Source organism: Alkalibacillus haloalkaliphilus C5, from assembly GCF_000269905.1.
Lineage (GTDB): Bacteria > Bacillota > Bacilli > Bacillales > Alkalibacillaceae > Alkalibacillus > Alkalibacillus haloalkaliphilus_A.
Genome location: NZ_AKIF01000010.1, coordinates 1 through 24,493 on the forward strand (window position 1 = coordinate 1; position 24,493 = coordinate 24,493).

Consider the following 24,493-nt stretch of genomic DNA (forward strand, 5'->3'; position numbering starts at 1 on the left):
GTGCCTGCTCAACGAATATGATAGGCCAATTGTTCGTGTTTTCGTTACACTTCAACTGGAGATGTAATCTAAGAAAGCGCTGAAAACAAATGTCCCTTCAACCTAGCCGTTGTGTATCTTATAACCAAAACTATTCATGATCTCTTTCTGCCAATTTTGAAGCGCCTTAACCCCTTGATTGAAGTCAGGAATCTCCGATTGTTTTATAAGGAGTTAGCGTGCTTTTTTATATTCTTGGTTAAGCACAGAGTTGGTATCAGGTGAGGAGCGAAGGTGGCGACGCCTGCGGGAACAGCACGTGTCTCGAGACCCCACAGGCCCCGCTTTTTGGGCCAAGGAGGATCGATCCGTGCCCCTGCATAGAAAACACTGCGACAAACGACCTTGGGAAGTTTGAGCAGATGTTGCACTTGTGCCCTGTGGGTACAAGCGTCCACCGAAAGCGGATCACCTGAAACCAACGGTTCAGGTAAAAGGTACCCAACCTTTTTTGTAAGAAATTGTACAGCTACCCCAAACAAATATATTAGAGCCTTAATCATAAAAAAAGGGCCCAGCTCCCATTTTTACATGGAATCTGAACACCCCTCTTTCTTCAATCATTCAATTAGTCAACTAATTCAATAATCACTGTTTTTGCTCCGTCACCTTTACGCTCACCTAGTTTAAGAATACGAGTGTATCCACCTTGGCGGTCTTCAAAACGTGGAGCAATGTCAGAGAATAGCTTTTGTAATGCGTTAGTACCTTCTTCGTCAGTTTCTACTTTACGTAGATATGACTCTGCCTGTCTACGAGCATGAAGGTCGCCACGCTTACCTAATGTAATCATTTTTTCAACAACTGGCTTTAGCTCTTTAGCTTTAGTTTCTGTCGTTTCAATACGTTCATGAACGATTAAATCAGTAGCTAAATTACGTAGAAGAGCTAAACGTTGATCAGTCGTACGACCTAATTTCGCTTTTGCCATCCTTTAAACCTCCTTTGTTTAGGAATTCACTGATGCTTATACTAATCTTCTTTACGTAAGCCTAAGTTCAGGGCATCAAGTTTGTTTTTAACTTCGTCTAAGGATTTACGTCCTAAGTTACGTACTTTCATCATGTCTTCTTCGGATTTTTGTGTTAGTTCTTGTACTGTGTTAATACCCGCACGCTTTAAGCAATTGTAAGAACGAACTGATAAGTCTAGTTCTTCAATTGTCATTTCTAACACTTTTTCTTTTTGGTCTTCTTCTTTCTCAACCATAATCTCCGCATTTTGCGCTTCATCAGTTAAGCCAACAAATACATTTAAGTGTTCAGTAAACACTTTAGCACCTAGAGAAATAGCTTCCTCTGGGCGAATGCTTCCATCAGTCCATACGTCTAATGTCAACTTATCGAAATTTGCAACTTGACCTACACGCGTGTTTTCGACTTGGTACGTTACACGTTCAACTGGTGTGAAGATTGAATCAACTGGAATGACACCGATCGGTTGCTCATCTCTTTTATTTTCTTCAGCTGGGCGATAGCCTCTACCCTTCGCTGCGAAAATTCTCATGTTAAGCTTACCGTTACCAGTGATTGTAGCAATCTTTAATTCAGGGTTAAGCACTTCAACATCACTGTCATGTTTAATGTCTGCTGCCGTTACTTCCCCTTCTCCCTGGACATCAATTTCTAGCGTTTTTTCATCATCTGAATAAATCTTTAAAGCTAACTTTTTAAGATTTAAGATAATCGTTGTTACATCTTCCACAACATAATCTAATGTTGTAAATTCATGTAACGCGCCTTCAATTTGAACAGACGTTACTGCTGCTCCTGGAAGTGAGGATAGCAAGATACGACGCAAGGAGTTACCCATTGTTGTACCATATCCACGCTCCAATGGTTCAATAACAAATTTACCGAACTTAGCATTTTCGCTAACTTCGATCGTTTCAACTTTCGGTTTTTCAATTTCAATCATTCACAAAACCCTCCTTCAAAACGTCGAAACAACGATGATCGTTTTCATCGAAATTCCAAAAAAACGGGTAGGTTCCACGCAGGAAAACGCGGAACTAAACCCCATATAACCGTGCAAAGCTTTTTAAAGCTATCATATCCCATTATAGACGGGTTGACAAATTATATACTTCCAATTAAACACGACGACGTTTTGGTGGGCGGCAACCATTGTGAGGTACCGGTGTAACATCAACAATTGCAGTAATTTCTAGGCCTGCAGCTTGTAATGAACGAATAGCTGCTTCACGACCTGCACCTGGGCCTTTTACAGCCACTTCAATAGTTTTCATGCCGTTTTCTTGAGCTGCCTTTGCCGCTACTTCCGATGCCATCTGTGCTGCGAATGGAGTAGATTTACGAGAACCTTTGAAACCTAAAGATCCAGCACTGCTCCATGCAACAGCATTTCCGCTATCATCTGTAATTGTCACAATCGTATTGTTAAACGTTGAACGAATGTGAGCAACACCAGACTCTATATTCTTTTTCACACGACGCTTTCTACGTGTAGTTGTTTTATTACCCTTACGAGCCATGACTAGCATACCTCCTTTGTTCAATTATTTTTTCTTATTCGCTACTGTACGGCGTGGACCTTTACGTGTACGGGAATTGTTCTTAGTCTTCTGACCACGTGTTGGTAGACCACGACGATGACGGATTCCACGATAAGAGCCGATCTCGATTAAACGCTTAATGTTAAGAGACGTTTCACGACGAAGGTCACCTTCAACCGTGTACTGATCCATCTCTTTACGAATGTTCGATAATTCTTCTTCTGTTAAGTCACGTACGCGAGTTGTTGCATCAACACCAGCAGCTTCTACAACTTTGCTTGCAGTTGTGTGACCAACACCATAAATGTACGTAAGCGCGATAACAATACGCTTTTCACGTGGAATATCTACACCTGAAATACGAGCCATGCGTGCATTGCACCTCCTTAAAAATTATCCTTGTTTTTGTTTGTGTTTAGGATTTTCGCAAATTACCATTACTTTACCCTTACGGCGGATAACTTTACATTTTTCACAAATAGGTTTTACTGACGGTCTTACCTTCATTTTCCTACCTCCTTTTAGATCGGAGTATTCTCGTTATTTATAACGATATGTGATTCGACCTCTTGATAAATCATAAGGTGACATCTCTACCGTAACTTTATCTCCTGGTAAAATACGGATGAAGTGCATACGAATTTTACCTGATACGTGTGCAAGGATTTCGTGTCCATTTTCTAACTCTACTTTAAACATTGCGTTAGGTAAAGTCTCAAGGACTGTTCCTTCCATCTCAATTACATCGTCTTTCGCCATCGAGAGAATCTCCCTTCTTCCAACCTGTCATCGATTCGTTGACAAATTTTGATATTGCGAAGCGAAGTTTTCCGTTTGTGACTCGACCAGTTTCCTCTAAGCTGCGTGCTACTTCTGGAGAAACATAATCGATTAATTCGACATGATGAAGGTTTTTGCGCTTCGGCCGATCGAACTTACGTTTTTCGCCATCTGCTAGCTTAACAAACTTCCGATCATCAAAGCCAATAATTATTGCATATTGTTCTGATTCACGACCTCGTTTAATCCTCACTAACTGTCCTAATTTAGGACAACCCGAATCTCCTTCGTTCAACCGTCATCACCTTCACTTAAGCTTTCGTTAAAATCTCATAACCATCTTCTGTTACAGCGATTGTATGCTCAAAGTGAGCACAAAACTTCTTGTCTGCTGTCACAACTGTCCAGTCATCATCTAATGTTCGGACGTAACGTTCGCCTAGATTAACCATTGGCTCAATTGCTAAAACCATTCCTTTTTTCAAACGTGGGCCTTTATTGGGTGGTCCGAAGTTTGAAATGTGAGGGTCTTCATGAATGCTTTGGCCAATGCCATGGCCGCCATATTCTTGAACTATCGTATAACCATATGGTTCAACATAACTTTGAATTGCATGCGAAATATCTGTTAAACGATTGCTTGGTTTAATTTGTTCTAAACCTTTAAATAAAGACTCCTCTGTAACATCAAGCAATTTTTGTGTTTCTTCATCAATGTCACCAACAGCGTAAGTCCATGCTGAGTCGCCATGATAGCCATTGTAATTAGCACCAATGTCGATACTAATAATGTCACCATCATTTAACTCGCGATCACTTGGAATTCCGTGTACAAGCTCTTCATTGACAGATACACAAATGCTACCACTGAAACCGTTATAACCTTTAAAAGAAGGTGTTGCATCATGACTACGAATAAACTTTTCGGCTATTTCGTCCAGTTCATTTGTCGTTACACCTGGCTTGATATGTTTAGCTAACTCTTGGTGAGTTAAAGCTACAATTTTACCAGCTTGACGCATAATTTCAATTTCCCGTGGTGTTTTTCGAATGATCATTTAGCTAAGCCTCCGATTTTCTCATCGATTTGTACGAACACATCATCAATATGCTGATCGCCATTAACATCGACAAGGTAGCCTTTATCGCCATAGTAATCTAATAATGGTTGTGTTTGTTCCATATTTACCTTTAGACGATTCTTAACAGTTTCAGGTTGATCGTCTTCACGTTGCATTAACGTTTCACCGTCAACGTCACACTTACCATCTTCCTTAGGGGGGTTGAACTCAACGTGATAAGTTGCACCACACTCAGGGCAGATGCGGCGACCGGTTAGACGATCGACTAATTTATTTTCTGGAACTTGAACATGTAACACATAATCAAGTTTAGTGTTTAATTCACTTAAAAGGTTTTCTAGAGCTTCAGCTTGAGCTACTGTTCTAGGAAAACCATCTAATAAAAAGCCTTTATCACAGTCTGGCTTGCTTAAGCGTTCTTTAACAATACCAACTGTTACTTCATCAGGGACTAAGTCGCCTTGATCCATATAAGACTTTGCTTCTTTTCCTAATGGCGTTCCTTCTTTGATCGCAGAACGGAACATATCTCCAGTTGAGATATGAGGGATGTTATATTTTTCTACGATTTTTTCTGCTTGTGTACCTTTACCGGCACCTGGCAGTCCCATCAAAATAAGATTCATATCTTTCCCCTCGCTCTCATTAATCCAAAGCAATCGAGCATACTATTTAATAAAGCCACGATAGTGACGTTTTACTAATTGACTCTCTAACTGCTTCATAGTATTAAGCGCTACACCTACAACGATCAGTAGACTTGTTCCACCGATTTGAACCGCTGCTGGCAAGTTCGCTATACTTCCTAACATAATAGGGAAGATTGCTACTACAGCTAAGAACAACGCTCCAACAAACGTTAAACGATACATAACACGGGTTAAATACGTTTCAGTATTTTTACCCGGACGAATTCCTGGAACATAACCGCCTTGTTTCTGTAGGTTTTCTGCCATTTGTTCAGGGTTAACTTGAACAAATGTGTAGAAATACGTAAATGCAATGATCAAAGCAAAGTAAATTGCCATTCCTACTGGCTCTGTGTAATCAAATACCCAAGCCATCGTTTGTGCAAATTCGTTACCTTCAAAGAAGTTAGAAATTGTCTGAGGTGCGATGATAAACGAAATAGCAAAAATGATTGGAATAACTCCCGCTGCATTTACCTTTAATGGTAGATGTGTTGACTGTCCTCCAACAGGAGAACGGTTAACTGTTCTCTTTGCATACTGAATTGGAATCTTACGTAGTGCTTGTTGTATGAAAATCACACCAACAATAACAGCGATCACGACTAATGTGATGATTCCTAAAACAGCTAAATTAATAAATAATTGATCTCCAGCTCCTGAAATATATTGCTCATAAAGCTGGTTTAAACCTGTCGGTATCCCTGCAACGATACCTGCAAAGATTAGAATTGATATTCCGTTACCTACGCCATACTCCGTAATTTGCTCACCAAGCCACATTAGGAATGTTGTACCACCTGTTAATACAACAGCAATTGTTAAATACGTAACAGGAGTTGGATTTGTTATTAAAGAACCTTCTGTAAGGTGGTTAAATCCGATTGACATTCCAATTGCTTGAATAAAAGCTAAAACGACAGTGAAATAACGTGTGAATTGCGCTAGCTTACGACGCCCCATTTCACCCTGTTTACGCCACTCTGTAAACTTCGGAACAACGTCCATTTGAAGTAACTGCATAATAATAGCAGCTGTAATGTATGGGAAAACTCCCATCGCAAAAACAGAGAACTGACTCAATGCTCCTCCTCCGAATGTATCAATAAACCCGAAGGCATTAACCTCATTCATCATTGTTAGGGCATTGCTATCAGCAAATGGAACCGGAATGAAAGTACCGATTCTAAAGACGATTAAAATTGCAAGGGTGAAAAGGATCTTCTGTCTAATGTCAGCTACGCGAAATAAATTGGAAAATGTGCGGAACATTAAATCACCTCAGTTTGACCGCCTGCCGCTTCAATAGCTTCTTTAGCAGAAGCAGAGAACTTATCAGCTTTAACAGTCAGATTTTTATCTAGGCTACCATTACCTAGTACTTTAACTCCTGCTTTAATCTTGCTGATTGCACCAGTTTCTAATAGAAGTTCTGGTGTTACTTCAGTTCCTTCTTCAAAACGATTAAGAGTGTCTAAATTGACAATTGTATATTCTTTTCGGTTAATGTTCGTAAAACCACGTTTTGGTAGGCGCTGGTAGATAGGCATTTGACCACCTTCGAAACCAGGACGTACGTTACCGCCTGAACGTGCTTTTTGTCCTTTGTGACCACGGCCTGATGTTTTACCATTGCCTGTAGCCATTCCACGACCTACACGATTACGATTTTTACGAGAGCCTTCAGCTCTTTTTAACTCATGAAGTTTCATCCGTCGAGCACCTCCTCTTTACGATAATCGTTACTTACGCTTCTTTTACTTCAACTAAGTGAGACACTTTGTTAATCATGCCACGAATAGCATCTGTATCGTCATGAACGACTGTTTGGCTAATTTTATTTAAGCTAGAGCTTTTACTGTATCACGTTGATCTTGTTTACGACCGATCACGCTGCGTGTGAGGGTAATTTCTACTTTATTTGCCATGGTTATCCCTCCTTATCCTAACAGTTCCTCAACTGATTTACCGCGTAGTTTTGCTACGTCTTCGGCAGACTTAAGTTCGCTTAAGCCTTGGATTGTAGCACGTACCATGTTGATTGGAGTGTTTGAGCCTAATGATTTTGATAAGATGTCATGAACACCTGCTAGTTCTAACACTGCACGTACCGGACCACCTGCGATAACTCCAGTACCTTCTGAAGCTGGCTTCAATAAGATGTTTCCAGCGCCAAACTGACCATGGATTTCATGTGGAATTGTCGTACCAACGATTGGTACACGCACTAAGTTCTTCTTACCGTCTTCAATTGCTTTACGAATTGCTTCTGGTACCTCATGTGCTTTACCAGTACCGAAACCAACGTGACCATTCTTGTCACCAACAACAACTAGTGCTGTGAAACGGAAACGACGACCACCCTTCACAACTTTAGATACACGATTTACAGTAACTACACGCTCTTCTATATCAAGCTTGCTTGGATCGATTTGTTTATTCATGCCTTTCCCTCCTTTACGACTTGATTAAAATTCTAGTCCTGCTTCACGAGCAGCTTCAGCTAGTGCTTCTACACGACCATGGTATAAGTAACCACCGCGATCAAAGACAACTGATTTATAACCTTTTTCTACAGCACGCTTTGCGACTAACTCGCCAACTTGCTTCGCAGCATCAACGTTACCTGTTGATTCACCTTTAAATTCTTTATCAACTGTAGATGCGCTTGCAACAGTTACACCAGCAAGATCATCGATTAATTGTGCATAAATGTGCTTATTTGAACGGTAAACATTTAAGCGAGGACGCTCAGATGTACCGGTTAAATGACGACGAACACGGCTATGACGCTTTTTACGAGTAGCGTTTTTATCTTGCTTCGTAATCATCTAGGTCACTCCTTTCTGTCTTTTAACGGAAATTATTTAGCAGTCTTACCTTCTTTAATACGTACACGTTCATTTTCGTAACGAATACCTTTACCTTTATAAGGCTCTGGCGTACGAATTGCGCGGATATTTGCTGCAACCGCACCAACTAGTTCCTTATCGATTCCTTTTACAAGGATACGAGTGTTAGATGGGCACTCAATATCAATACCTTCTACAGGTTCAATTTCTACTGGGTGAGAGTAACCAGCGTTAACAACTAGCTTCTGACCTTGTAATTGTGCACGGTAACCAACACCTTGGATTTCTAAAGCTTTTTCGAAACCTTTAGATACACCTTCGATCATATTCGCGATGTTACTACGCGTTGTACCGTGAACTGAACGGTGCTTTTTGTTTTCGCTTGGACGCTCAACAGTTAAAACATTGCCGTCAATGTTAACTTTCATATCTTCATGAATTGAACGTGATAGTTCACCTTTAGGACCTTTAACAGAAACTAAAGTACCATCTACGTTTACTTCTACATCGTTTGGAATTTCTACTGGTTTTAATCCTACACGAGACATTCCTTTACACCTCCTGACTGTTCAATAGTGATTACCAAACGTAAGCTAGCACTTCGCCGCCTACCGCTTGTTGACGAGCTTCTTTATCCGTTAAAACACCTTTACTAGTTGAAATAACAGCGATACCTAGACCGTTTAAAACACGAGGAAGCTCTTCAGCTTTCGCGTAAACACGTAGCCCTGGCTTACTAATCTTCTTGATTCCTGTAATAACACGCTCATCACTTGAACCGTATTTTAGGAAAAGACGTAGTACGCCTTGCTTGTTGTCTTCAATATATTCGTAGTCACGAATGAAACCTTCACGCTTTAAGATTTCAACGATCTCTTGCTTCAATTTCGAAGCAGGTACTTCCAATTGTTCATGACGTACCATGTTTGCATTACGAATTCTTGTTAATAGATCTGCAATTGGATCTGTCATTGCCATTTCTCATTACCTCCTTCCCTGCTATGGGCTTACCAGCTTGCTTTTTTAACGCCTGGAATTTGACCTTCGTATGCTAACTCACGGAAACAAATTCGGCATAATTTGAATTTACGAATGACCGAGTGTGGACGTCCACAACGTTCACAACGTGTATATTCACGTACTTTAAACTTTTGATTACGCTTTTGCTTAGCGATCATTGATTTCTTAGCCACAATTTTCCCTCCTTTAAGGTCAAGGTTACTGTCTGAAAGGCATTCCGAACTGAGTTAATAATTCACTAGCTTCTTCGTCCGTATCAGCAGTTGTAACAATTACGATATCCATACCGCGTATTTTGTTAACTCTATCGTAATCAATTTCCGGGAAAATCAATTGCTCTTTTACACCTAAAGTGTAGTTTCCACGGCCGTCAAATGCTTTGCTTGAGATTCCGCGGAAGTCACGTACACGAGGTAAAGAAACTGAGATAAGCTTGTGTAGAAATTCGTACATACGCTCACCACGTAGTGTTACTTTAGCACCGATTGGGTTACCTTCACGCAGACGGAAACCAGCGATTGATTTTTTAGCCTTTGTAATCATTGGCTTTTGACCGGAAATTAACTCTAACTCTTCTACAGCGTTATCTAACGCTTTTGAGTTTTGTACAGCGTCACCAACACCCATGTTGATTACGATCTTTTCAACTTTTGGTGCTTGCATCACTGAATCATAATTAAACTTTCCATTAAGCTTGGAATAACTTCATCTTTATATTGTTTTTTTAATGCGTTCATCAAGTAGACCTCCTTTCATCACGAGAACTATTTATCTAAAGGTTCACCAGACTTCTTAGCTATGCGAACTTTGTTACCGTCACGAACTTCATAACCAACACGAGTCGGTTCATTAGTGTTTGGATCAATAGGCATAACGTTAGAAACATGAATTGGTGCTTCTTGGTTTAAAATTCCGCCTTGTGGGTTTTCTTGAGAAGGCTGTGTGTGTTTTTTCATATAGTTAACACCTTCTACCACAATACGATCCTTCTTAGGAAATGCTTCTAGAATTGTGCCTTCTTTCCCTTTATCTTTACCGGAAATAACTCTTACTTTATCGCCTTTTTTTACATGCATGAATCGTGCACCTCCTTACAAGGCTTTTTTTCTCTATTATAAAACTTCTGGAGCTAGGGAAACGATCTTCATAAACTTGTTTTCACGTAGTTCACGTGCAACAGGTCCGAAGATACGAGTTCCGCGTGGGCTTTTATCTTCACGTACGATAACAGCCGCATTTTCGTCGAAACGAATGTATGAACCATCTTTACGACGAGCACCACTCTTTGAACGTACAATTACAGCTCTAACAATTTCGCCTTTTTTAACAACGCCGCCTGGTGTTGCTTGTTTCACTGAACAAACAATTACATCACCAATGTTAGCTGTTTTACGTCCAGAGCCACCTAGTACTTTGATCGTTTGTACTTCACGAGCACCAGAGTTGTCAGCAACTTTTAAACGACTTTCTTGTTGAATCATACAAATACAACCTCCCTTCGGAACTATTCCGAGCGATCATTTATTAAATAACAACAGCTTCTTCTACGATTTCGACTAAGCGGAAACGTTTACTTGCTGATAATGGACGAGTTTCCATAATGCTTACAACGTCACCTTTTTTAGCTTGATTGTTTTCATCATGAGCTTTAAATTTCTTTGAGTATTTAACACGCTTACCATATAGTGGGTGGAATTTATACGTTTCAACTAAAACAGTAATTGTTTTATCCATCTTATCTGAAACGACACGACCACTATACACCTTACGAGAATTACGATCAGCCATTGAGGTAACCTCCTCTCAATTATCGATTATTAGCGCCGAGTTCTCTTTCACGAACAACTGTTTTCATACGAGCAATTGACTTACGAACTTCACGGATACGAGCAGTGTTTTCTAACTGACCCGTAGCAAGTTGGAAACGTAGGTTAAACAGTTCTTCTTTTAGTGATTTAACTTTTTGTTCGATTTCGGCAGTGGTTAGTTCTCTAATTTCGTTAGCCTTCATTGCTATCACCACCAATTTCTTCACGTTTTACGAACTTCGTTTTTACTGGAAGTTTGTGAGCTGCAAGACGTAATGCTTCACGAGCTACTTCTTCACTTACACCTGCTACTTCAAACATAACTTTTCCTGGTTTTACTACAGCTACCCATCCTTCAGGAGCACCTTTACCAGAACCCATACGGACTTCTAGTGGTTTAGCTGTTTTTGGCTTATCTGGGAAGATTTTGATCCAGACTTTACCGCCACGTTTCATATAACGAGTCATTGCAATACGAGCAGCCTCAATTTGACGACTTGTAATCCATTCACCTTCAATTGCTTGTAAGCCGAACTCACCGAATGAAACTTCTGTTCCACCTTTAGCCTTACCTTTAAGGCTCGTACGGTGTTGCTTACGATATTTAACGCGTTTAGGCATTAACATATTGCTGATCCCCCTTCCTTATTCATTAGTTTTTGTTGGAAGGACTTCACCACGATAGATCCACACTTTTACACCTAACTTACCGTAAGTAGTGTCAGCTTCTGCAGTACCATAGTCGATGTCTGCACGAAGTGTGTGAAGTGGTACAGTTCCTTCGTTGTATTGTTCAGCACGTGCAATGTCTGCTCCGCCTAGACGACCTGAAACTTGTGTTTTAACACCTTTAGCTCCTGAACGCATAGCGCGTTGGATTGCTTGTTTCTGTACACGACGGAAAGATACACGATTTTCTAATTGACGAGCAATATTGTCAGCAACTAGAGTTGCATCTAATTCTGGTTTCTTAACTTCAACGATATTAATATGAACACGTTTACCAGTTAAATGGTTTAGTTGGTTACGTAGGTTTTCAACTTCTGAACCACCTTTACCAATAACCATACCTGGCTTAGCAGTGTGAACCGAAATGTTAACACGGTTAGCTGCGCGCTCGATATCAACTTTTGAAACCGCTGAGTCTTTTAGACGATCTTGAATATATTCACGAATTTTAATGTCTTCATGTAATAGTTCAGCATAATCGTTTTCAGCGTACCATTTTGACTCCCAGTCACGAATTACGCCAACACGAAGACCTTTAGGGTTGATTTTTTGACCCACTACTTATCCCTCCTTCTTTTCTGATACCACAACTGTAATGTGGCTTGTGCGCTTGTTAATTGCGCTCGCACGACCTTGTGCACGTGGGCGGAACCTCTTAAGTGTTACACCTTCATTTACATATGCTTCAGAAACAACTAAGTTATCAATATCTAATTCATAGTTGTGCTCTGCGTTTGCGATAGCAGAGTTTAAAACTTTTTCAATGTCTGGTGATGCTGCACGGTTTGTGTGCTTAAGTGTTGCGATAGCTTCGCCTACATCTTTTCCTCGAATTAAATCGATAACTAAACGAGCTTTACGAGGAGCGATACGAACCGTTTTAGCTACAGCTTTAGCTTGTTGCATCATGCAAACCTCCTCTCATCTAGCGTTTTGTTTTCTTATCGTCACCAGAGTGACCTTTGAAAGTACGTGTTGGAGCGAACTCTCCAAGTTTGTGTCCAACCATATCTTCTGTTACATATACAGGTACATGTTTACGACCATCATATACAGCAATTGTGTGTCCTACGAACTGTGGAAAAACTGTAGAACGACGAGACCAAGTTTTAATAACTTGCGAATCCTTAGTTTCATTTAACTTCTCGATCTTCTTCATCAGATGATCATCCGCGAAAGGTCCTTTTTTCAAACTACGACCCATCAATAAACCTCCCTTCGAGTTTAAGCAACTTGTTTGGGTTGCTTACCACCATTACTTCTTACGACGACGTACAATATATTTATCTGAGCTCTTGTTACGCTTACGTGTCTTATATCCAAGCGTAGGTTTACCCCATGGAGTAACAGGAGACGGCATACCGATTGGCGCGCGTCCTTCACCACCACCGTGTGGGTGATCACTAGGGTTCATAACAGAACCACGTACTGTTGGACGAATACCTTTCCAACGACTACGGCCTGCTTTACCTACTTTTACAAGTTCATGTTCATTGTTACCTACTTGACCGATTGTCGCACGGCAAGTTGATAGAATACGACGAGTCTCACCTGAAGCAAGACGTACTAATACGTACTTCTCTTCGCGTCCTAAGACTTGTGCTTGTGAACCAGCTGAACGTACTAACTGCCCACCACGACCTGGTTTTAGCTCGATGTTATGGACTGTTGAACCTACTGGAATGTTTTTAAGTGGTAATGCATTACCTAATTGGATATCTGCATTTTCACCTGACATAATTTCTTGGTCTACTTTTAGACCTTTAGGTGCAAGAATATAACGCTTTTCACCGTCTGCATAGTGAACTAATGCGATGTTCGCTGAACGGTTTGGATCGTATTCGATAGTAGCAACGCGTCCTGGTATACCATCTTTCTCACGCTTGAAATCGATAATACGATATTTACGCTTATGGCCTCCACCTTGATGACGAATTGAAATTCTCCCTTGATTGTTACGACCTGCACGTTTCTTTACCGGTGCAAGTAGGGATTTTTCCGGCGTAGACGTCGTGATTTCATCGTTTGTTAATGTTGTCATAAAACGACGTCCGTTTGTAGTTGGTTTATACTTCTTGATCGCCATCTTATTTCCCTCCTTTTAAAAGTTTATTATTTATACTGTTTCGAAAAAGTCTAGGTCTTCACTGTCTTGAGTAAGTTGAACAATAGCTTTTTTACGATCTGGACGGTATCCGCCGTAACGACCCATTCTTCTAAACTTACCTTTTAAGTTTAACGTGTTAACTTTTTCTACTTTTACGTTAAAGATTTCTTCTACAGCACTTTTGATCTCAGTCTTGTTAGCTTTAGTAGAAACTTCAAACGTATATTTCTTCTCAGCCATTAAATCCGCAGAGTGTTCTGTAATTACTGGGCGCTTAATGATATCTCTTGGTTCTTTCATTATGCAAGCACCTCCCCTGCTTGATCAGCTGCTTCCTTAGTAATAAGCAGCGTGTCATGCTTCACTAAATCTAATACGTTGATTTCATCAACTGTTAATACATCTACTCCAGGAATGTTGTTAACTGAACGTTCAACATTCTCGTTTTGATTTGCTGTTACAATTAATGTTTTACCTTCTAAGTTGAAGTTATTTAGCATTGTAACAATCTCTTTTGTTTTTGGTGCATCGATGTTTAGTTCATCTAACACGTAAATGTCGTCCGTTTTAACTTTCGTTGCTAGAGCAGAAACTAAAGCTAAGCGACGAACCTTTTTAGGTAGCTTGTAGCTGTAGCTACGAGGAGTTGGACCAAATACTGTTCCACCACCAACCCATTGAGGTGAGCGAATTGACCCTTGACGTGCACGGCCTGTACCTTTCTGGCGCCATGGCTTACGTCCTCCACCATTAACTTCAGAGCGACCTTTTACTTTATGAGTTCCTTGACGCTGGCTTGCTTGTTGCATAACAACAGCATCATGTAAAACATTCTCGTTAGGCTCAATACCAAACACGCTTTCTGCAAGTTCAGCATCACCAACTTGTGAACCTGATTGGTTATATAGTGCTACTTTAGGCATGACATATCCTCCCTTCGTTAGTTAATTGTTACGCCTTAACCGCACTTTCGATTTTTACGTAAGACTTTTTCGGGCCTGGTACATTTCCTTTAATTAGGATTAGGTCGTTTTCAGCATCAACTTTAACCACTTCTAGGTTCTGGATTGTTACTGTTTCGCCACCCATTTGTCCAGCGCCTTTCATACCTTTAAATACACGCGCTGCTCCCATTACACCAATTGAACCTGGTGAGCGATGGAAGTGTGAACCGTGCGTCTCATGTCCACGTCCTTGGTTATGGCGCTTAATTGCACCTTGATAACCTTTACCTTTTGAAGTTCCTGTAACATCAACATACTGTCCAGCTTCAAAAAGATCAACGCTTAATTCTTGACCAACTTCATATTCGTCAAGCTCTGCGTCACGGACTTCGCGAACGAAGCGCTTAGGTTCAGCTCCTGCTTTCTCAGCATGACCTTTTTCTGCTTTCTTTACATTATTTTTCTTTTGGTTAGCAAAACCGATCTGAACTGCTTCATAGCCGTCATTTTCATCAGTTTTCTTCTGAAGAACTGTGTTGCCTTCAGCTTGAATTACTGTTACTGGTACTAGCTCTCCATTATCAGAGAAAAGCTGTGTCATACCGATTTTACGTCCTAAGATTCCTTTCGCCATCCGTTACACCTCCTAAAAAATTTATAGTTTAATTTCGATATCTACGCCAGACGGTAAATCTAAACGCATTAAAGAATCCACTGTTTGTGGAGTTGGGCTCAAAATATCAATCAAACGCTTGTGTGTACGCATTTCAAATTGCTCACGAGCATCTTTGTACTTATGCGTCGCACGTAAGACTGTATATACAGAGCGCTCTGTAGGCAATGGGATTGGGCCAGATACATCTGCTCCCGCACGCTTTGCCGTGTCTACGATTTTTTCAGCTGATTGATCTAAAATCTTGTGATCATAAGCTTTTAATCTGATACGAATCTTTTCGTTTGCCATTATTTTCCCTCCTTTTTTCGCCTATCTTCTCAACAGACATTCTCCGCGGAAATTTCCCCACACCTTGCCATGGCAAAGGGGCCGGGTGTGTCAGCAACCTTCCACTTCATCGCCTTGTTTGATTGCAACATTACTAATTATAGTAAATCACACACGAGATTTCAAGTGTAATATCTATATTTCTGTCACAACCACTCAAATTATTATACAAATCCTATCTAGTTATTTCAACCGTCACAGTAATATTCAGAATTTATGATGTTTTAAGTACTAATAATTTGGATTGAGCGCTGATAAATTAGTTCGAGCGCTGATAAAATAGTTCGAGCGCTGATAAAAAGACGCTGGGTTCCCGGCGTCTTTTTATCTACATCTCACCAATAGATAGCTAAGTATTTCAAATCCATTAAAAAAACTGCCGAGATCAACTCGGCAGTTTCTATAAGGTTAAACGTTATTATTCAACGATTGTTGAAACAACGCCCGCACCTACTGTACGGCCACCTTCACGGATTGAGAACTTAGTTCCTTCTTCAATCGCGATTGGTGCAATTAGGTCAACGTCCATTTCAACGTTGTCACCAGGCATTACCATTTCAACACCCTCAGGTAGTTGAATAACGCCAGTAACGTCAGTTGTACGGAAGTAGAACTGTGGGCGGTAGTTAGAGAAGAATGGAGTGTGACGTCCACCTTCTTCTTTTGATAGTACATAAACTTCTGCTTTGAACTTAGTGTGTGGAGTGATTGTACCAGGCTTAGCTAGTACTTGCCCACGGCTAATGTCATCACGAGAAACACCACGTAGTAGTGCACCAATGTTGTCACCAGCTTCAGCATAATCTAGTAACTTACGGAACATTTCAACACCCGTTACTGTAGTCTTGCCTGTATCTTCAGCCATACCGATGATGTCAACTTCGTCACCAACAGATACTTGACCACGCTCAACACGACCTGTTGCTACTGTACCACGACCAGTGATTGAGAATACGTCCTCAACTGGCATCATGAATGGCTTATCAGTGTCGCGGTCTGGGTTTGGAATGTACTCATCAACAGCTTCCATTAATTCTAGGATCGCTTTTTCGTACTCAGCGTCACCTTCGATTGCTTTTAGAGCTGAACCTTTTACTACTGGGATGTCATCGCCAGGGAAGTCGTATTCGCCTAGTAGGTCACGTACTTCCATTTCAACTAATTCTAATAGCTCTTCGTCGTCTACCATGTCGCACTTGTTTAAGAATACAACAATTGCAGGTACACCAACCTGACGAGATAGTAGGATGTGCTCACGAGTCTGTGGCATTGGGCCATCAGCTGCAGATACAACTAGAATCGCACCGTCCATTTGAGCTGCACCAGTGATCATGTTTTTAACATAGTCAGCGTGACCTGGGCAGTCAACGTGTGCATAGTGACGGTTTTCAGTTTCGTACTCAACGTGTGCAGTTGAGATTGTGATTCCACGTTCTTTCTCTTCTGGAGCACCGTCGATCTGGTCATAAGCCATAGCTTCACCTGAACCAGAGTTTTTGTGTAATACTGTAGTGATTGCTGCTGTTAAAGTCGTTTTACCATGGTCTACGTGTCCGATTGTCCCGATGTTAACGTGGGACTTGGAACGGTCAAATTTTTCTTTAGCCATTTATATTTCCTCCTTAAAAATGTTTTTAATGTATTTATATTGTTAGGTTATCTTTCGAGTTAAACCCGAAAGATAACTTCTTACAATACCCTTTATACGAAATTTGAGCGAAAAAATCAATTATTGACCACTATTTTTCTTAATAATCTCTTCTGAAATTGATTTTGGTACTTCTTCATAGTGGCTGAAGTGCATTGTGTAAGTTCCGCGACCTTGCGTGTTCGAACGTAATGATGTAGCGTAACCGAACATTTCAGATAATGGAACGAATGCGTCTACTACAGATGCGGTACCACGTGAACCCATACCTTCTACGCGTCCACGACGTGAAGTAACGTCACCCATAATATCACCCATGTACTCTTCAGGGACAACGATTTCTACTTTCATCATTGGTTCAAGAAGTACTGGCTTACACTTGTTCTTCGCTTCTTTAAGTGCCATTGATGCAGCAACTTTGAACGCTGTTTCGTTCGAGTCTACATCGTGGTATGATCCATCAAATAAAGTTGCTTTGATGTCGATTAATGGGTAACCAGCAACTACACCAGTTTCCATTGTTTCTTCAATTCCTTTACCTACAGAAGGAATGTATTCGCGTGGTACAACACCACCAACGATTTTATCGTGGAATTCGAAGCCAGCACCTTCTTCGTTAGGCTCGAACTTAACCCAAACGTGACCGTATTGACCACGACCACCAGATTGACGTACGAACTTTCCTTCTACTTCTGCAGAAGCACGGAATGTTTCACGGTAAGCAACTTGTGGAGCACCAACGTTAGCTTCTACTTTAAACTCACGCTTCAAACGGTCAACAATAATGTCTAGGTGAAGTTCACCCATACCATGAATGATCGTCTGACCAGTCTCTTCGTTAGTTTCAGTTTTGAATGTTGGGTCTTCTTCAGCAAGCTTACCTAAAGCTACTGCCATTTTATCTTGGTCAGCTTTTGATTTCGGTTCAATTGCTACCGCAATTACTGGGTCAGGGAATTCCATAGACTCAAGGATTACTAAGTCCTTCTCGTCACATAGAGTGTCACCTGTAGCTGTATCTTTTAGACCTACACCACCAGCAATGTCACCAGCGAATACTTCTGATACTTCTTCACGGTGATTTGCGTGCATCTGTAAGATACGACCAACACGCTCACGCTTGTTCTTAGTTGCGTTCTTAACATATGAACCGCTCTTTAGCGTTCCTGAGTAAACACGGAAGAATGTTAGCTTACCAACGTAAGGGTCTGTCATAACTTTGAATGCTAGAGCTGAGAATGGCTCGTTATCATCAGACTTACGGATAATTTCTTCGTCCGTGTCAGGTCTATGACCTTCGATTGCAGGTACGTCTAATGGAGAAGGTAGGTAATCAATTACCGCATTTAGAAGTAGTTGAACACCTTTGTTCTTGAACGCTGAACCTACTAATACTGGGTAGAACTCAACGTCACAAGTTGCACGACGAATCGCTTTCTTTAATTCATCGATTGTGAACTCTTCACCTTCTAAATACTTTTCCATTAGATCTTCGTCTAATTCAGCGATTGCTTCAACTAAACGAGTGCGGTACTCTTCAGCTTGATCTTTGTACTCATCAGGGATTTCCTCAATAGTAATTTTGTTACCTAAATCATCTCCATAGAAGTAAGCTTTCATTTCTACTAAGTCGATGATTCCTTCGAAGTCATCTTCAGCACCAATTGGTAACTGAATTGGGTGAGCATTAGCACCTAGACGGTCTTCTAAAGTACCTACAGCGTATAGATAGTCAGCTCCCATTTTGTCCATCTTATTGATGAATACAACACGAGGAACTCCATAGGTAGTAGCTTGTCGCCAAACAGTTTCTGTTTGTGGTTCAACTCCTGACTGAGCGTCAAGTAATGCTACAGACCCGTCTAGTACACGTAACGAACGCTCAACCTCTACTGTGAAGTCTACGTGTCCTGGCGTATCGATAATATTAATACGATGGTCATTCCATTGGGCTGTTGTTGCAGCAGAAGTGATCGTGATACCACGCTCTTGCTCCTGATCCATCCAGTCCATTTGGGATGCACCTTCGTGAGTCTCTCCCAGCTTATGAATACGACCTGTATAGAACAGAATACGTTCAGTAGCTGTTGTTTTACCGGCATCGATGTGTGCCATGATCCCGATATTACGATACTTGTCTAAGGAGAACTCTCTTGGCATAACAATTTCTCCTTCCTCTAATTGGAATTAAGTTAAAATGATTACCAGCGATAGTGAGCGAATGCTTTGTTCGCTTCTGCCATCTTGTGCATTTCTTCACGGCGTCTAACCGCTGCACCTGTATTATTTGCAGCATCTAGAATTTCATTAGCAAGACGTTCTTCCATAGTCTTCTCACCACGAAGTCTAGCATAGTTTACGATAAAACGTAGACCTAGTGCTTGACGACGTTCTGGGCGTACTTCAACTGGTACTTGGTAGTTTGAACCACCAACACGTCTAGCTCTAACTTCTAGTACAGGCATTACATTTTTCATAGCCTCTTCAAATACATCCATAGGATTTTGACCGCTACGCTCTTGTACTAAATCAAAAGCTTTGTATAAAATCTTTTGCGCTGTACCTTTCTTTCCGTCGACCATGATTTGGTTGATCAAACGAGTAACTAGTTTTGAGTTGTGAATCGGATCTGGTAGTACATCTCTCTTTGGTACTGCTCCTTTACGTGGCATGGGTTATCCTCCCTTCACTTGTTGTTTAATAAAATTTATTTCTTTGGTCGCTTAGTTCCGTACTTAGAACGACCTTGCTTACGTCCTTCAACGCCTGCAGTGTCTAATGCACCACGAACGATGTGGTAACGTACACCTGGTAAGTCCTTAACACGTCCACCGCGGATTAGTACAACACTGTGTTCTTGTAGGTTGTGACCAATACCAGGAATATATGCTGTAACCTCAATTTGGTTAGATAAACGTACACGTGCATATTTACGAAGTGCTGAGTTTGGCTTCTTCGGTGTCATAGTTGCAACACGAGTACACACACCACGCTTTTGAGGTGCAGGGTTATCAGTTTGACGCTTTCTTTGAGAGTCATAACCTTTATTTAATGCTGGAGCATCAGAACCTGCTCTTTTAGTTTTACGTCCTTTACGTACTAATTGGTTAATAGTAGGCATTTCATTATCCTCCCTTCAATATTGTAATACCACACATCCAGGTGGTTCATAAATAGGCAAAAAAGAAACTTTATATGCAAGATGCATATAAGGCTACTTTGTAATTGCCACTGTTGCTGCACCAACATCTATTCCACTTGCTTGGCCTAACTCTTTCATCGAGTCGACTTCAATAACAGGGACATTATGTTGTTCAGCTAATTTAACTATTTTATCTGTTACATGCCGTTCTGCATTAGCTGCAATAACGACTTCTAGTACTTCTCCATTTTTAATGGATTTAAGCACTTGCTTTGCTCCAATTCTCAATCGCTTTTGTGCCTGTGCTACTTTTTCATAAGACATTTCTTCATCCTCCAAAGTAACAAGGTTAAATGAAGCACCTTTGATATATTATCACTGAGAATAATTTATGTCAACGAATATTGTAATAAAAACTGTGATATTTTGTTCAACCATTGGTGCGATCAACCTGTTTAGTCAATAAATTAAATAGAGGTTGGGCACTGCCCAATGCCAGTGCCCAATATATTACAACTCAGTCGTAACCTCTTCTGTTCCTTCTTCAACTTCAACTTCTTCTACTTCTTGTTCTTCTTTTTCTGGTTGTAAATTACGGTAACGATTTAAACCAGTACCAGCTGGAACAAGTTTACCGATAATAACGTTCTCTTTTAGACCCATTAATTCATCGTACTTACCTTTAATTGCAGCATCTGTTAAGACTCTAGTTGTCTCCTGGAATGATGCAGCTGATAAGAATGAATCTGTTTCAAGAGATGCTTTTGTGATACCTAAGATAATTGGCTTACCTACTGCCGGTTGACCACCTTGCACTAACACATCGTGGTTTGCATCCTTGAATTGCTGGAAGTCCATGAGTGATCCAGGTAGTAAGTCTGTATCACCAGCTTCAATGACGCGCACTTTACGAAGCATTTGTCTAACCATAACTTCAACGTGCTTATCACTAATTTCAACACCTTGCATACGGTATACTTTTTGTACCTCTCTTAGCAAGTACTCTTGAACACCTTGCAAGCCTTGAACGTTAATTAATTCTTTCGGATCAATTGAACCTTCGACTAACGGCTGCCCTGGAGCAACAGCGTCTCCTTCTTGAACTTTCATACGCGCGTTATATAACGTGTATATGTTCTTGATTCAACATCACCTTGAATAACAATTTCTTTCTTATCCTTAAACTCATTAATTTCTTTAACAGTACCGTGGATTTCACTGATTGACGCTTGACCTTTAGGGTTACGCGCCTCAAACACTTCTTGGATACGCGGCAGACCTTGTGTAATGTCATCACCTGCAACACCGCCAGTGTGGAATGTACGCATCGTAAGCTGTGTACCAGGTTCACCGATTGATTGTGCTGCAATAATTCCTACTGCTTCACCGACATCTACTTGTTCACCTGTTGCCATGTTACGTCCGTAACACTTCTTACAAGCGCCGTGGTGAGTATTACATGTGAATACAGAGCGGATTACTACTTCTTCAACACCAGACTCTACAATTGCTTTAGCAATATCTTCAGTAATTAACTCATTACGTTGAATTAATGTTTCATTAGTTTCAGGGTGGCTTACAGACCTGAATGCTGTACGACCAACTAAACGGTCATATAATGGAACAATAATCTCATTACCTTCTCGTAACGTTTCAACTTTCATACCACGGTCGGTTCCACAATCTTCTTCACGGATGATCACATCTTGTGCTACATCTACTAGACGACGCGTTAAGTAACCTGAGTCAGCTGTCTTAAGTGCTGTATCGGCTAGACCTTTACGCGCACCGTGAGTTGAGATGAAGTATTCAAGTACTGTTAAACCTTCACGGAAACTTGATTTGATTGGTAGTTCAATGATCTTACCAGACGGGTTAGCCATTAGACCACGCATACCTGCAAGCTGCGTAAAGTTCGATGCGTTACCACGTGCACCTGAGTCACTCATCATATAGATTGGGTTCAAGGTATCTAGTGACTGCATTAACTTATATTGAATGACATCTTTCGCATCAGTCCAAATAGCAATAACACGATCATAACGTTCACTTTCTGTTATTAAACCTCTGCGGTATTGTTTTAAGACTTTATCTACCCTCGTTTGAGCTTCTTCAAGCACTACTTCTTTATCACCTAATACAACGATGTCAGATACACCGATTGTGATACCCGCTTTCGTTGAGTACTTGAAACCTAAGTCTTTCATACGGTCAAGCATCTTAGATGTCTCTGAAAGTTTATAATACTTAAAGACTTCAGAAATGATGTCACCTAAAATACCTTTCTTAAATGGCTGTACTAACTCACGAGATTTAAGCACTTCCTTAACATCTTCTGTAGGTTCAACAAAATATTGATCAGGTGTTTCGATCTCTAAGTTCGATGATGTTGGCTCATTAATGTAAGGGAACGAGCTTGGTAAAATTTCATTAAAGATGATCTTACCGACAGTTGTAAGTAAAATCTTCTTGTTTTGTTCTTTTGTAAATCTCGGGTTTTGTAAAGAACTAGCCTGTAAGCCAATTCTACTGTGTAAATGTACATAACCATTGTCATAAGCTGTTAACGCTTCTGCTGGATTAGCGAAAACTCTACCTTCACCAAGAGCTGCGTTACGCTCAAGCGTTAAGTAATAGTTACCTAATACCATGTCCTGTGAAGGTGTAACAACTGGCTTACCATCTTTAGGGTTTAAGATGTTTTGAGCTGCTAACATTAACACTCTTGCTTCTGCTTGAGCTTCAGGTGATAACGGTACGTGTACTGCCATTTGGTCACCGTCGAAGTCTGCGTTATACGCTGTACACACTAGTGGGTGAAGGCGAATCGCACGACCTTCTACTAATACAGGCTCAAATGATTGAATACCTAGACGGTGTAATGTTGGTGCACGGTTTAGTAACACTGGGTGCTCTTTAATAACATCTTCTAAAACATCCCAAATTTCTGGTCTTAAACGCTCAATGTTACGTTTAGCTGACTTAATGTTGTGCGCTAAACCACGCTCAACAAGTTCACGCATAACAAACGGCTTGAACAGTTCAATTGCCATTTCTTTCGGTAAACCACACTGATACATCTTCAAGTTTGGTCCTACAACAATTACAGAACGACCTGAATAGTCAACACGTTTACCTAGTAAGTTTTGACGGAAACGTCCTTGCTTACCTTTCAACATGTGAGATAACGACTTCAACGGACGGTTACCTGGTCCAGTAACTGGGCGCCCACGACGTCCATTATCTATTAATGCGTCAACTGATTCTTGAAGCATACGCTTTTCGTTTTGAACGATAATTGTTGGCGCACCTAAATCAAGTAAACGTTTTAGACGGTTATTACGATTAATGACACGACGGTATAAATCGTTTAAGTCAGATGTCGCGAAACGACCACCATCTAATTGAACCATTGGCCTTAGCTCTGGGGGATGATCGGAAGTACATCTAAAATCATCCATGACGGGTCATTTCCTGAGTTACGGAATGATTCTAACACTTCTAAACGTTTAATTGCTCTAGTACGACGTTGACCTTGAGCTGTTTTTAACTCTTCTTTAAGTTCTGCAACTTCACTCTCTAAGTCGACATCTTGTAAAAGTTTGCGGATTGCTTCAGCGCCCATTTGAGCTTGGAATGATTTACCATATTTATCGTAATAAGCACGGTATTCTTTCTCAGATAGTAATTGCTTTTTCTCTAGTGGCGTATCGCCAGGTTCAGTTACGACGTATGCCGCAAAGTAAATAATCTCTTCTAGCGCACGAGGAGATAAATCAAGAACAAGCCCCATACGACTTGGAATTCCTTTAAAATACCAAATGTGAGATACAGGGGCAGCTAACTCAATGTGCCCCATACGCTCACGACGAACTTTTGCTTTTGTTACTTCTACACCACAGCGATCACATACAATGCCTTTGTAACGAACTCGTTTGTATTTACCGCAATGGCACTCAGTCTTTTGTTGGTCCAAAAATTCGTTCACAGAAAAGCCCATCTTTTTCCGGTTTCAACGTACGATAGTTAATAGTTTCAGGCTTTTTAACCTCACCATAAGACCACGCACGTATTTTCTCCGATGCAGCTAATCCAATTTTCATATACTCAAATCTATTTACATCGATCAAGGAGC

General features: G+C 40.7%; 35 protein-coding genes and 3 pseudogenes. All 38 read right to left on the bottom strand.

The features are described 5' to 3' along the window. Positions 1–102 precede the first annotated feature (102 nt). Positions 103–207, bottom strand: coding sequence for a transposase (locus A194_RS21260; RefSeq protein WP_157783017.1), 105 nt, complete (start codon positions 205–207; stop codon positions 103–105). A 400-nt stretch (positions 208–607) separates the two neighbouring features. Next, on the bottom strand, positions 608–970 hold the full coding sequence (gene rplQ, locus A194_RS0102020; RefSeq protein WP_017185214.1) for a 50S ribosomal protein L17: 363 nt from the start codon (positions 968–970) through the stop codon (positions 608–610). A gap of 41 nt (positions 971–1,011) precedes the next feature. After that, positions 1,012–1,956: a DNA-directed RNA polymerase subunit alpha gene (locus A194_RS0102025; protein ID WP_017185215.1), complete on the bottom strand. Its 945-nt coding sequence runs from the start codon at positions 1,954–1,956 to the stop codon at positions 1,012–1,014. A gap of 175 nt (positions 1,957–2,131) precedes the next feature. Next, positions 2,132–2,533: a 30S ribosomal protein S11 gene (gene rpsK / locus A194_RS0102030; protein ID WP_017185216.1), complete on the bottom strand. Its 402-nt coding sequence runs from the start codon at positions 2,531–2,533 to the stop codon at positions 2,132–2,134. Positions 2,534–2,557: 24 nt separating this feature from the next. Next, positions 2,558–2,923, bottom strand: a complete 366-nt coding sequence (gene rpsM, locus A194_RS0102035) for a 30S ribosomal protein S13 (protein WP_017185217.1) — start codon at positions 2,921–2,923, stop codon at positions 2,558–2,560. Between the two features lie 24 nt (positions 2,924–2,947). After that, complete coding sequence (rpmJ, locus tag A194_RS0102040; RefSeq protein ID WP_003156543.1) at positions 2,948–3,061, bottom strand: 50S ribosomal protein L36; 114 nt, start codon at positions 3,059–3,061, stop codon at positions 2,948–2,950. Positions 3,062–3,094: 33 nt separating this feature from the next. Beyond that, a complete protein-coding gene (gene infA, locus A194_RS0102045) occupies positions 3,095–3,313 on the bottom strand; it encodes a translation initiation factor IF-1 (protein ID WP_017185218.1) in 219 nt (72 codons plus the stop codon). Further along, positions 3,291–3,629 carry a KOW domain-containing RNA-binding protein gene (locus A194_RS0102050; protein WP_017185219.1) on the bottom strand — a complete coding sequence of 113 codons (339 nt, stop codon included), beginning with the start codon at positions 3,627–3,629 and terminating at the stop codon, positions 3,291–3,293. The genes infA and A194_RS0102050 overlap by 23 nt, the downstream gene beginning before the upstream one ends. A 16-nt stretch (positions 3,630–3,645) precedes the next feature. After that, positions 3,646–4,392, bottom strand: coding sequence for a type I methionyl aminopeptidase (gene map, locus A194_RS0102055; RefSeq protein ID WP_017185220.1), 747 nt, complete (start codon positions 4,390–4,392; stop codon positions 3,646–3,648). Further along, entirely contained in the window at positions 4,389–5,042 is a 654-nt protein-coding gene (locus A194_RS0102060) for an adenylate kinase (protein WP_017185221.1), read from the bottom strand. The genes map and A194_RS0102060 overlap by 4 nt, the downstream gene beginning before the upstream one ends. Positions 5,043–5,084: 42 nt before the next feature. Further along, positions 5,085–6,377 carry a preprotein translocase subunit SecY gene (gene secY / locus A194_RS0102065; protein ID WP_017185222.1) on the bottom strand — a complete coding sequence of 431 codons (1,293 nt, stop codon included), beginning with the start codon at positions 6,375–6,377 and terminating at the stop codon, positions 5,085–5,087. After that, positions 6,377–6,817, bottom strand: a complete 441-nt coding sequence (gene rplO / locus A194_RS0102070; protein WP_017185223.1) for a 50S ribosomal protein L15 — start codon at positions 6,815–6,817, stop codon at positions 6,377–6,379. Before rplO ends, secY begins: the two co-directional genes overlap by 1 nt. A 34-nt stretch (positions 6,818–6,851) precedes the next feature. Then, positions 6,852–7,033 (bottom strand): annotated as a pseudogene (rpmD, locus tag A194_RS16960) (50S ribosomal protein L30). Between the two features lie 12 nt (positions 7,034–7,045). After that, complete coding sequence (rpsE, locus tag A194_RS0102080; RefSeq protein WP_017185224.1) at positions 7,046–7,549, bottom strand: 30S ribosomal protein S5; 504 nt, start codon at positions 7,547–7,549, stop codon at positions 7,046–7,048. Between the two features lie 24 nt (positions 7,550–7,573). Beyond that, on the bottom strand, positions 7,574–7,936 hold the full coding sequence (gene rplR, locus A194_RS0102085; protein ID WP_017185225.1) for a 50S ribosomal protein L18: 363 nt from the start codon (positions 7,934–7,936) through the stop codon (positions 7,574–7,576). Positions 7,937–7,968: 32 nt separating this feature from the next. Beyond that, positions 7,969–8,505, bottom strand: coding sequence for a 50S ribosomal protein L6 (rplF, locus tag A194_RS0102090; protein WP_017185226.1), 537 nt, complete (start codon positions 8,503–8,505; stop codon positions 7,969–7,971). A 31-nt stretch (positions 8,506–8,536) separates the two neighbouring features. Beyond that, on the bottom strand, positions 8,537–8,935 hold the full coding sequence (rpsH, locus tag A194_RS0102095; protein ID WP_017185227.1) for a 30S ribosomal protein S8: 399 nt from the start codon (positions 8,933–8,935) through the stop codon (positions 8,537–8,539). Positions 8,936–8,964: 29 nt separating this feature from the next. Then, entirely contained in the window at positions 8,965–9,150 is a 186-nt protein-coding gene (locus tag A194_RS0102100; RefSeq protein ID WP_017185228.1) for a type Z 30S ribosomal protein S14, read from the bottom strand. 25 nt (positions 9,151–9,175) lie between these two features. Continuing rightward, positions 9,176–9,714, bottom strand: a pseudogene (rplE, locus tag A194_RS0102105) (50S ribosomal protein L5). A 27-nt stretch (positions 9,715–9,741) separates the two neighbouring features. Beyond that, positions 9,742–10,053, bottom strand: a complete 312-nt coding sequence (rplX, locus tag A194_RS0102110; RefSeq protein WP_017185230.1) for a 50S ribosomal protein L24 — start codon at positions 10,051–10,053, stop codon at positions 9,742–9,744. Positions 10,054–10,089: 36 nt separating this feature from the next. Continuing rightward, positions 10,090–10,458, bottom strand: a complete 369-nt coding sequence (rplN, locus tag A194_RS0102115) for a 50S ribosomal protein L14 (RefSeq protein ID WP_017185231.1) — start codon at positions 10,456–10,458, stop codon at positions 10,090–10,092. A 43-nt stretch (positions 10,459–10,501) separates the two neighbouring features. Then, positions 10,502–10,765: a 30S ribosomal protein S17 gene (gene rpsQ, locus A194_RS0102120; protein WP_017185232.1), complete on the bottom strand. Its 264-nt coding sequence runs from the start codon at positions 10,763–10,765 to the stop codon at positions 10,502–10,504. Positions 10,766–10,784: 19 nt separating this feature from the next. Next, positions 10,785–10,988 (bottom strand): 50S ribosomal protein L29, encoded by a 204-nt coding sequence (gene rpmC / locus A194_RS0102125; protein WP_017185233.1) that lies wholly within the window; start codon positions 10,986–10,988, stop codon positions 10,785–10,787. Then, positions 10,978–11,412: a 50S ribosomal protein L16 gene (gene rplP / locus A194_RS0102130; RefSeq protein ID WP_017185234.1), complete on the bottom strand. Its 435-nt coding sequence runs from the start codon at positions 11,410–11,412 to the stop codon at positions 10,978–10,980. The genes rpmC and rplP overlap by 11 nt, the downstream gene beginning before the upstream one ends. A gap of 18 nt (positions 11,413–11,430) precedes the next feature. Then, positions 11,431–12,072, bottom strand: coding sequence for a 30S ribosomal protein S3 (gene rpsC / locus A194_RS0102135; protein WP_017185235.1), 642 nt, complete (start codon positions 12,070–12,072; stop codon positions 11,431–11,433). 3 nt (positions 12,073–12,075) lie between these two features. After that, positions 12,076–12,420: a 50S ribosomal protein L22 gene (gene rplV / locus A194_RS0102140; protein ID WP_017185236.1), complete on the bottom strand. Its 345-nt coding sequence runs from the start codon at positions 12,418–12,420 to the stop codon at positions 12,076–12,078. A 19-nt stretch (positions 12,421–12,439) separates the two neighbouring features. Then, on the bottom strand, positions 12,440–12,718 hold the full coding sequence (gene rpsS / locus A194_RS0102145) for a 30S ribosomal protein S19 (protein WP_017185237.1): 279 nt from the start codon (positions 12,716–12,718) through the stop codon (positions 12,440–12,442). A gap of 51 nt (positions 12,719–12,769) precedes the next feature. Then, positions 12,770–13,600 (bottom strand): 50S ribosomal protein L2, encoded by an 831-nt coding sequence (gene rplB / locus A194_RS0102150; protein WP_017185238.1) that lies wholly within the window; start codon positions 13,598–13,600, stop codon positions 12,770–12,772. 30 nt (positions 13,601–13,630) lie between these two features. Continuing rightward, on the bottom strand, positions 13,631–13,921 hold the full coding sequence (rplW, locus tag A194_RS0102155; RefSeq protein ID WP_017185239.1) for a 50S ribosomal protein L23: 291 nt from the start codon (positions 13,919–13,921) through the stop codon (positions 13,631–13,633). Then, positions 13,921–14,544 (bottom strand): 50S ribosomal protein L4, encoded by a 624-nt coding sequence (gene rplD, locus A194_RS0102160; protein WP_017185240.1) that lies wholly within the window; start codon positions 14,542–14,544, stop codon positions 13,921–13,923. The genes rplW and rplD overlap by 1 nt, the downstream gene beginning before the upstream one ends. A 28-nt stretch (positions 14,545–14,572) precedes the next feature. After that, positions 14,573–15,199 carry a 50S ribosomal protein L3 gene (gene rplC, locus A194_RS0102165; protein ID WP_017185241.1) on the bottom strand — a complete coding sequence of 209 codons (627 nt, stop codon included), beginning with the start codon at positions 15,197–15,199 and terminating at the stop codon, positions 14,573–14,575. 21 nt (positions 15,200–15,220) lie between these two features. Continuing rightward, positions 15,221–15,529, bottom strand: a complete 309-nt coding sequence (gene rpsJ / locus A194_RS0102170; RefSeq protein ID WP_017185242.1) for a 30S ribosomal protein S10 — start codon at positions 15,527–15,529, stop codon at positions 15,221–15,223. Positions 15,530–15,986: 457 nt separating this feature from the next. Further along, positions 15,987–17,177, bottom strand: coding sequence for an elongation factor Tu (gene tuf / locus A194_RS0102175; RefSeq protein ID WP_017185243.1), 1,191 nt, complete (start codon positions 17,175–17,177; stop codon positions 15,987–15,989). 120 nt (positions 17,178–17,297) lie between these two features. After that, positions 17,298–19,376 carry an elongation factor G gene (fusA, locus tag A194_RS0102180; RefSeq protein WP_017185244.1) on the bottom strand — a complete coding sequence of 693 codons (2,079 nt, stop codon included), beginning with the start codon at positions 19,374–19,376 and terminating at the stop codon, positions 17,298–17,300. Positions 19,377–19,417: 41 nt separating this feature from the next. Then, positions 19,418–19,888: a 30S ribosomal protein S7 gene (gene rpsG, locus A194_RS0102185; protein ID WP_017185245.1), complete on the bottom strand. Its 471-nt coding sequence runs from the start codon at positions 19,886–19,888 to the stop codon at positions 19,418–19,420. A 35-nt stretch (positions 19,889–19,923) separates the two neighbouring features. Beyond that, a complete protein-coding gene (gene rpsL / locus A194_RS0102190) occupies positions 19,924–20,337 on the bottom strand; it encodes a 30S ribosomal protein S12 (RefSeq protein WP_017185246.1) in 414 nt (137 codons plus the stop codon). 93 nt (positions 20,338–20,430) lie between these two features. Beyond that, complete coding sequence (locus tag A194_RS0102195) at positions 20,431–20,682, bottom strand: ribosomal L7Ae/L30e/S12e/Gadd45 family protein (RefSeq protein ID WP_017185247.1); 252 nt, start codon at positions 20,680–20,682, stop codon at positions 20,431–20,433. 186 nt (positions 20,683–20,868) lie between these two features. Beyond that, a pseudogene (gene rpoC / locus A194_RS16965) lies at positions 20,869–24,488 on the bottom strand (DNA-directed RNA polymerase subunit beta'). Positions 24,489–24,493 lie beyond the last annotated feature (5 nt).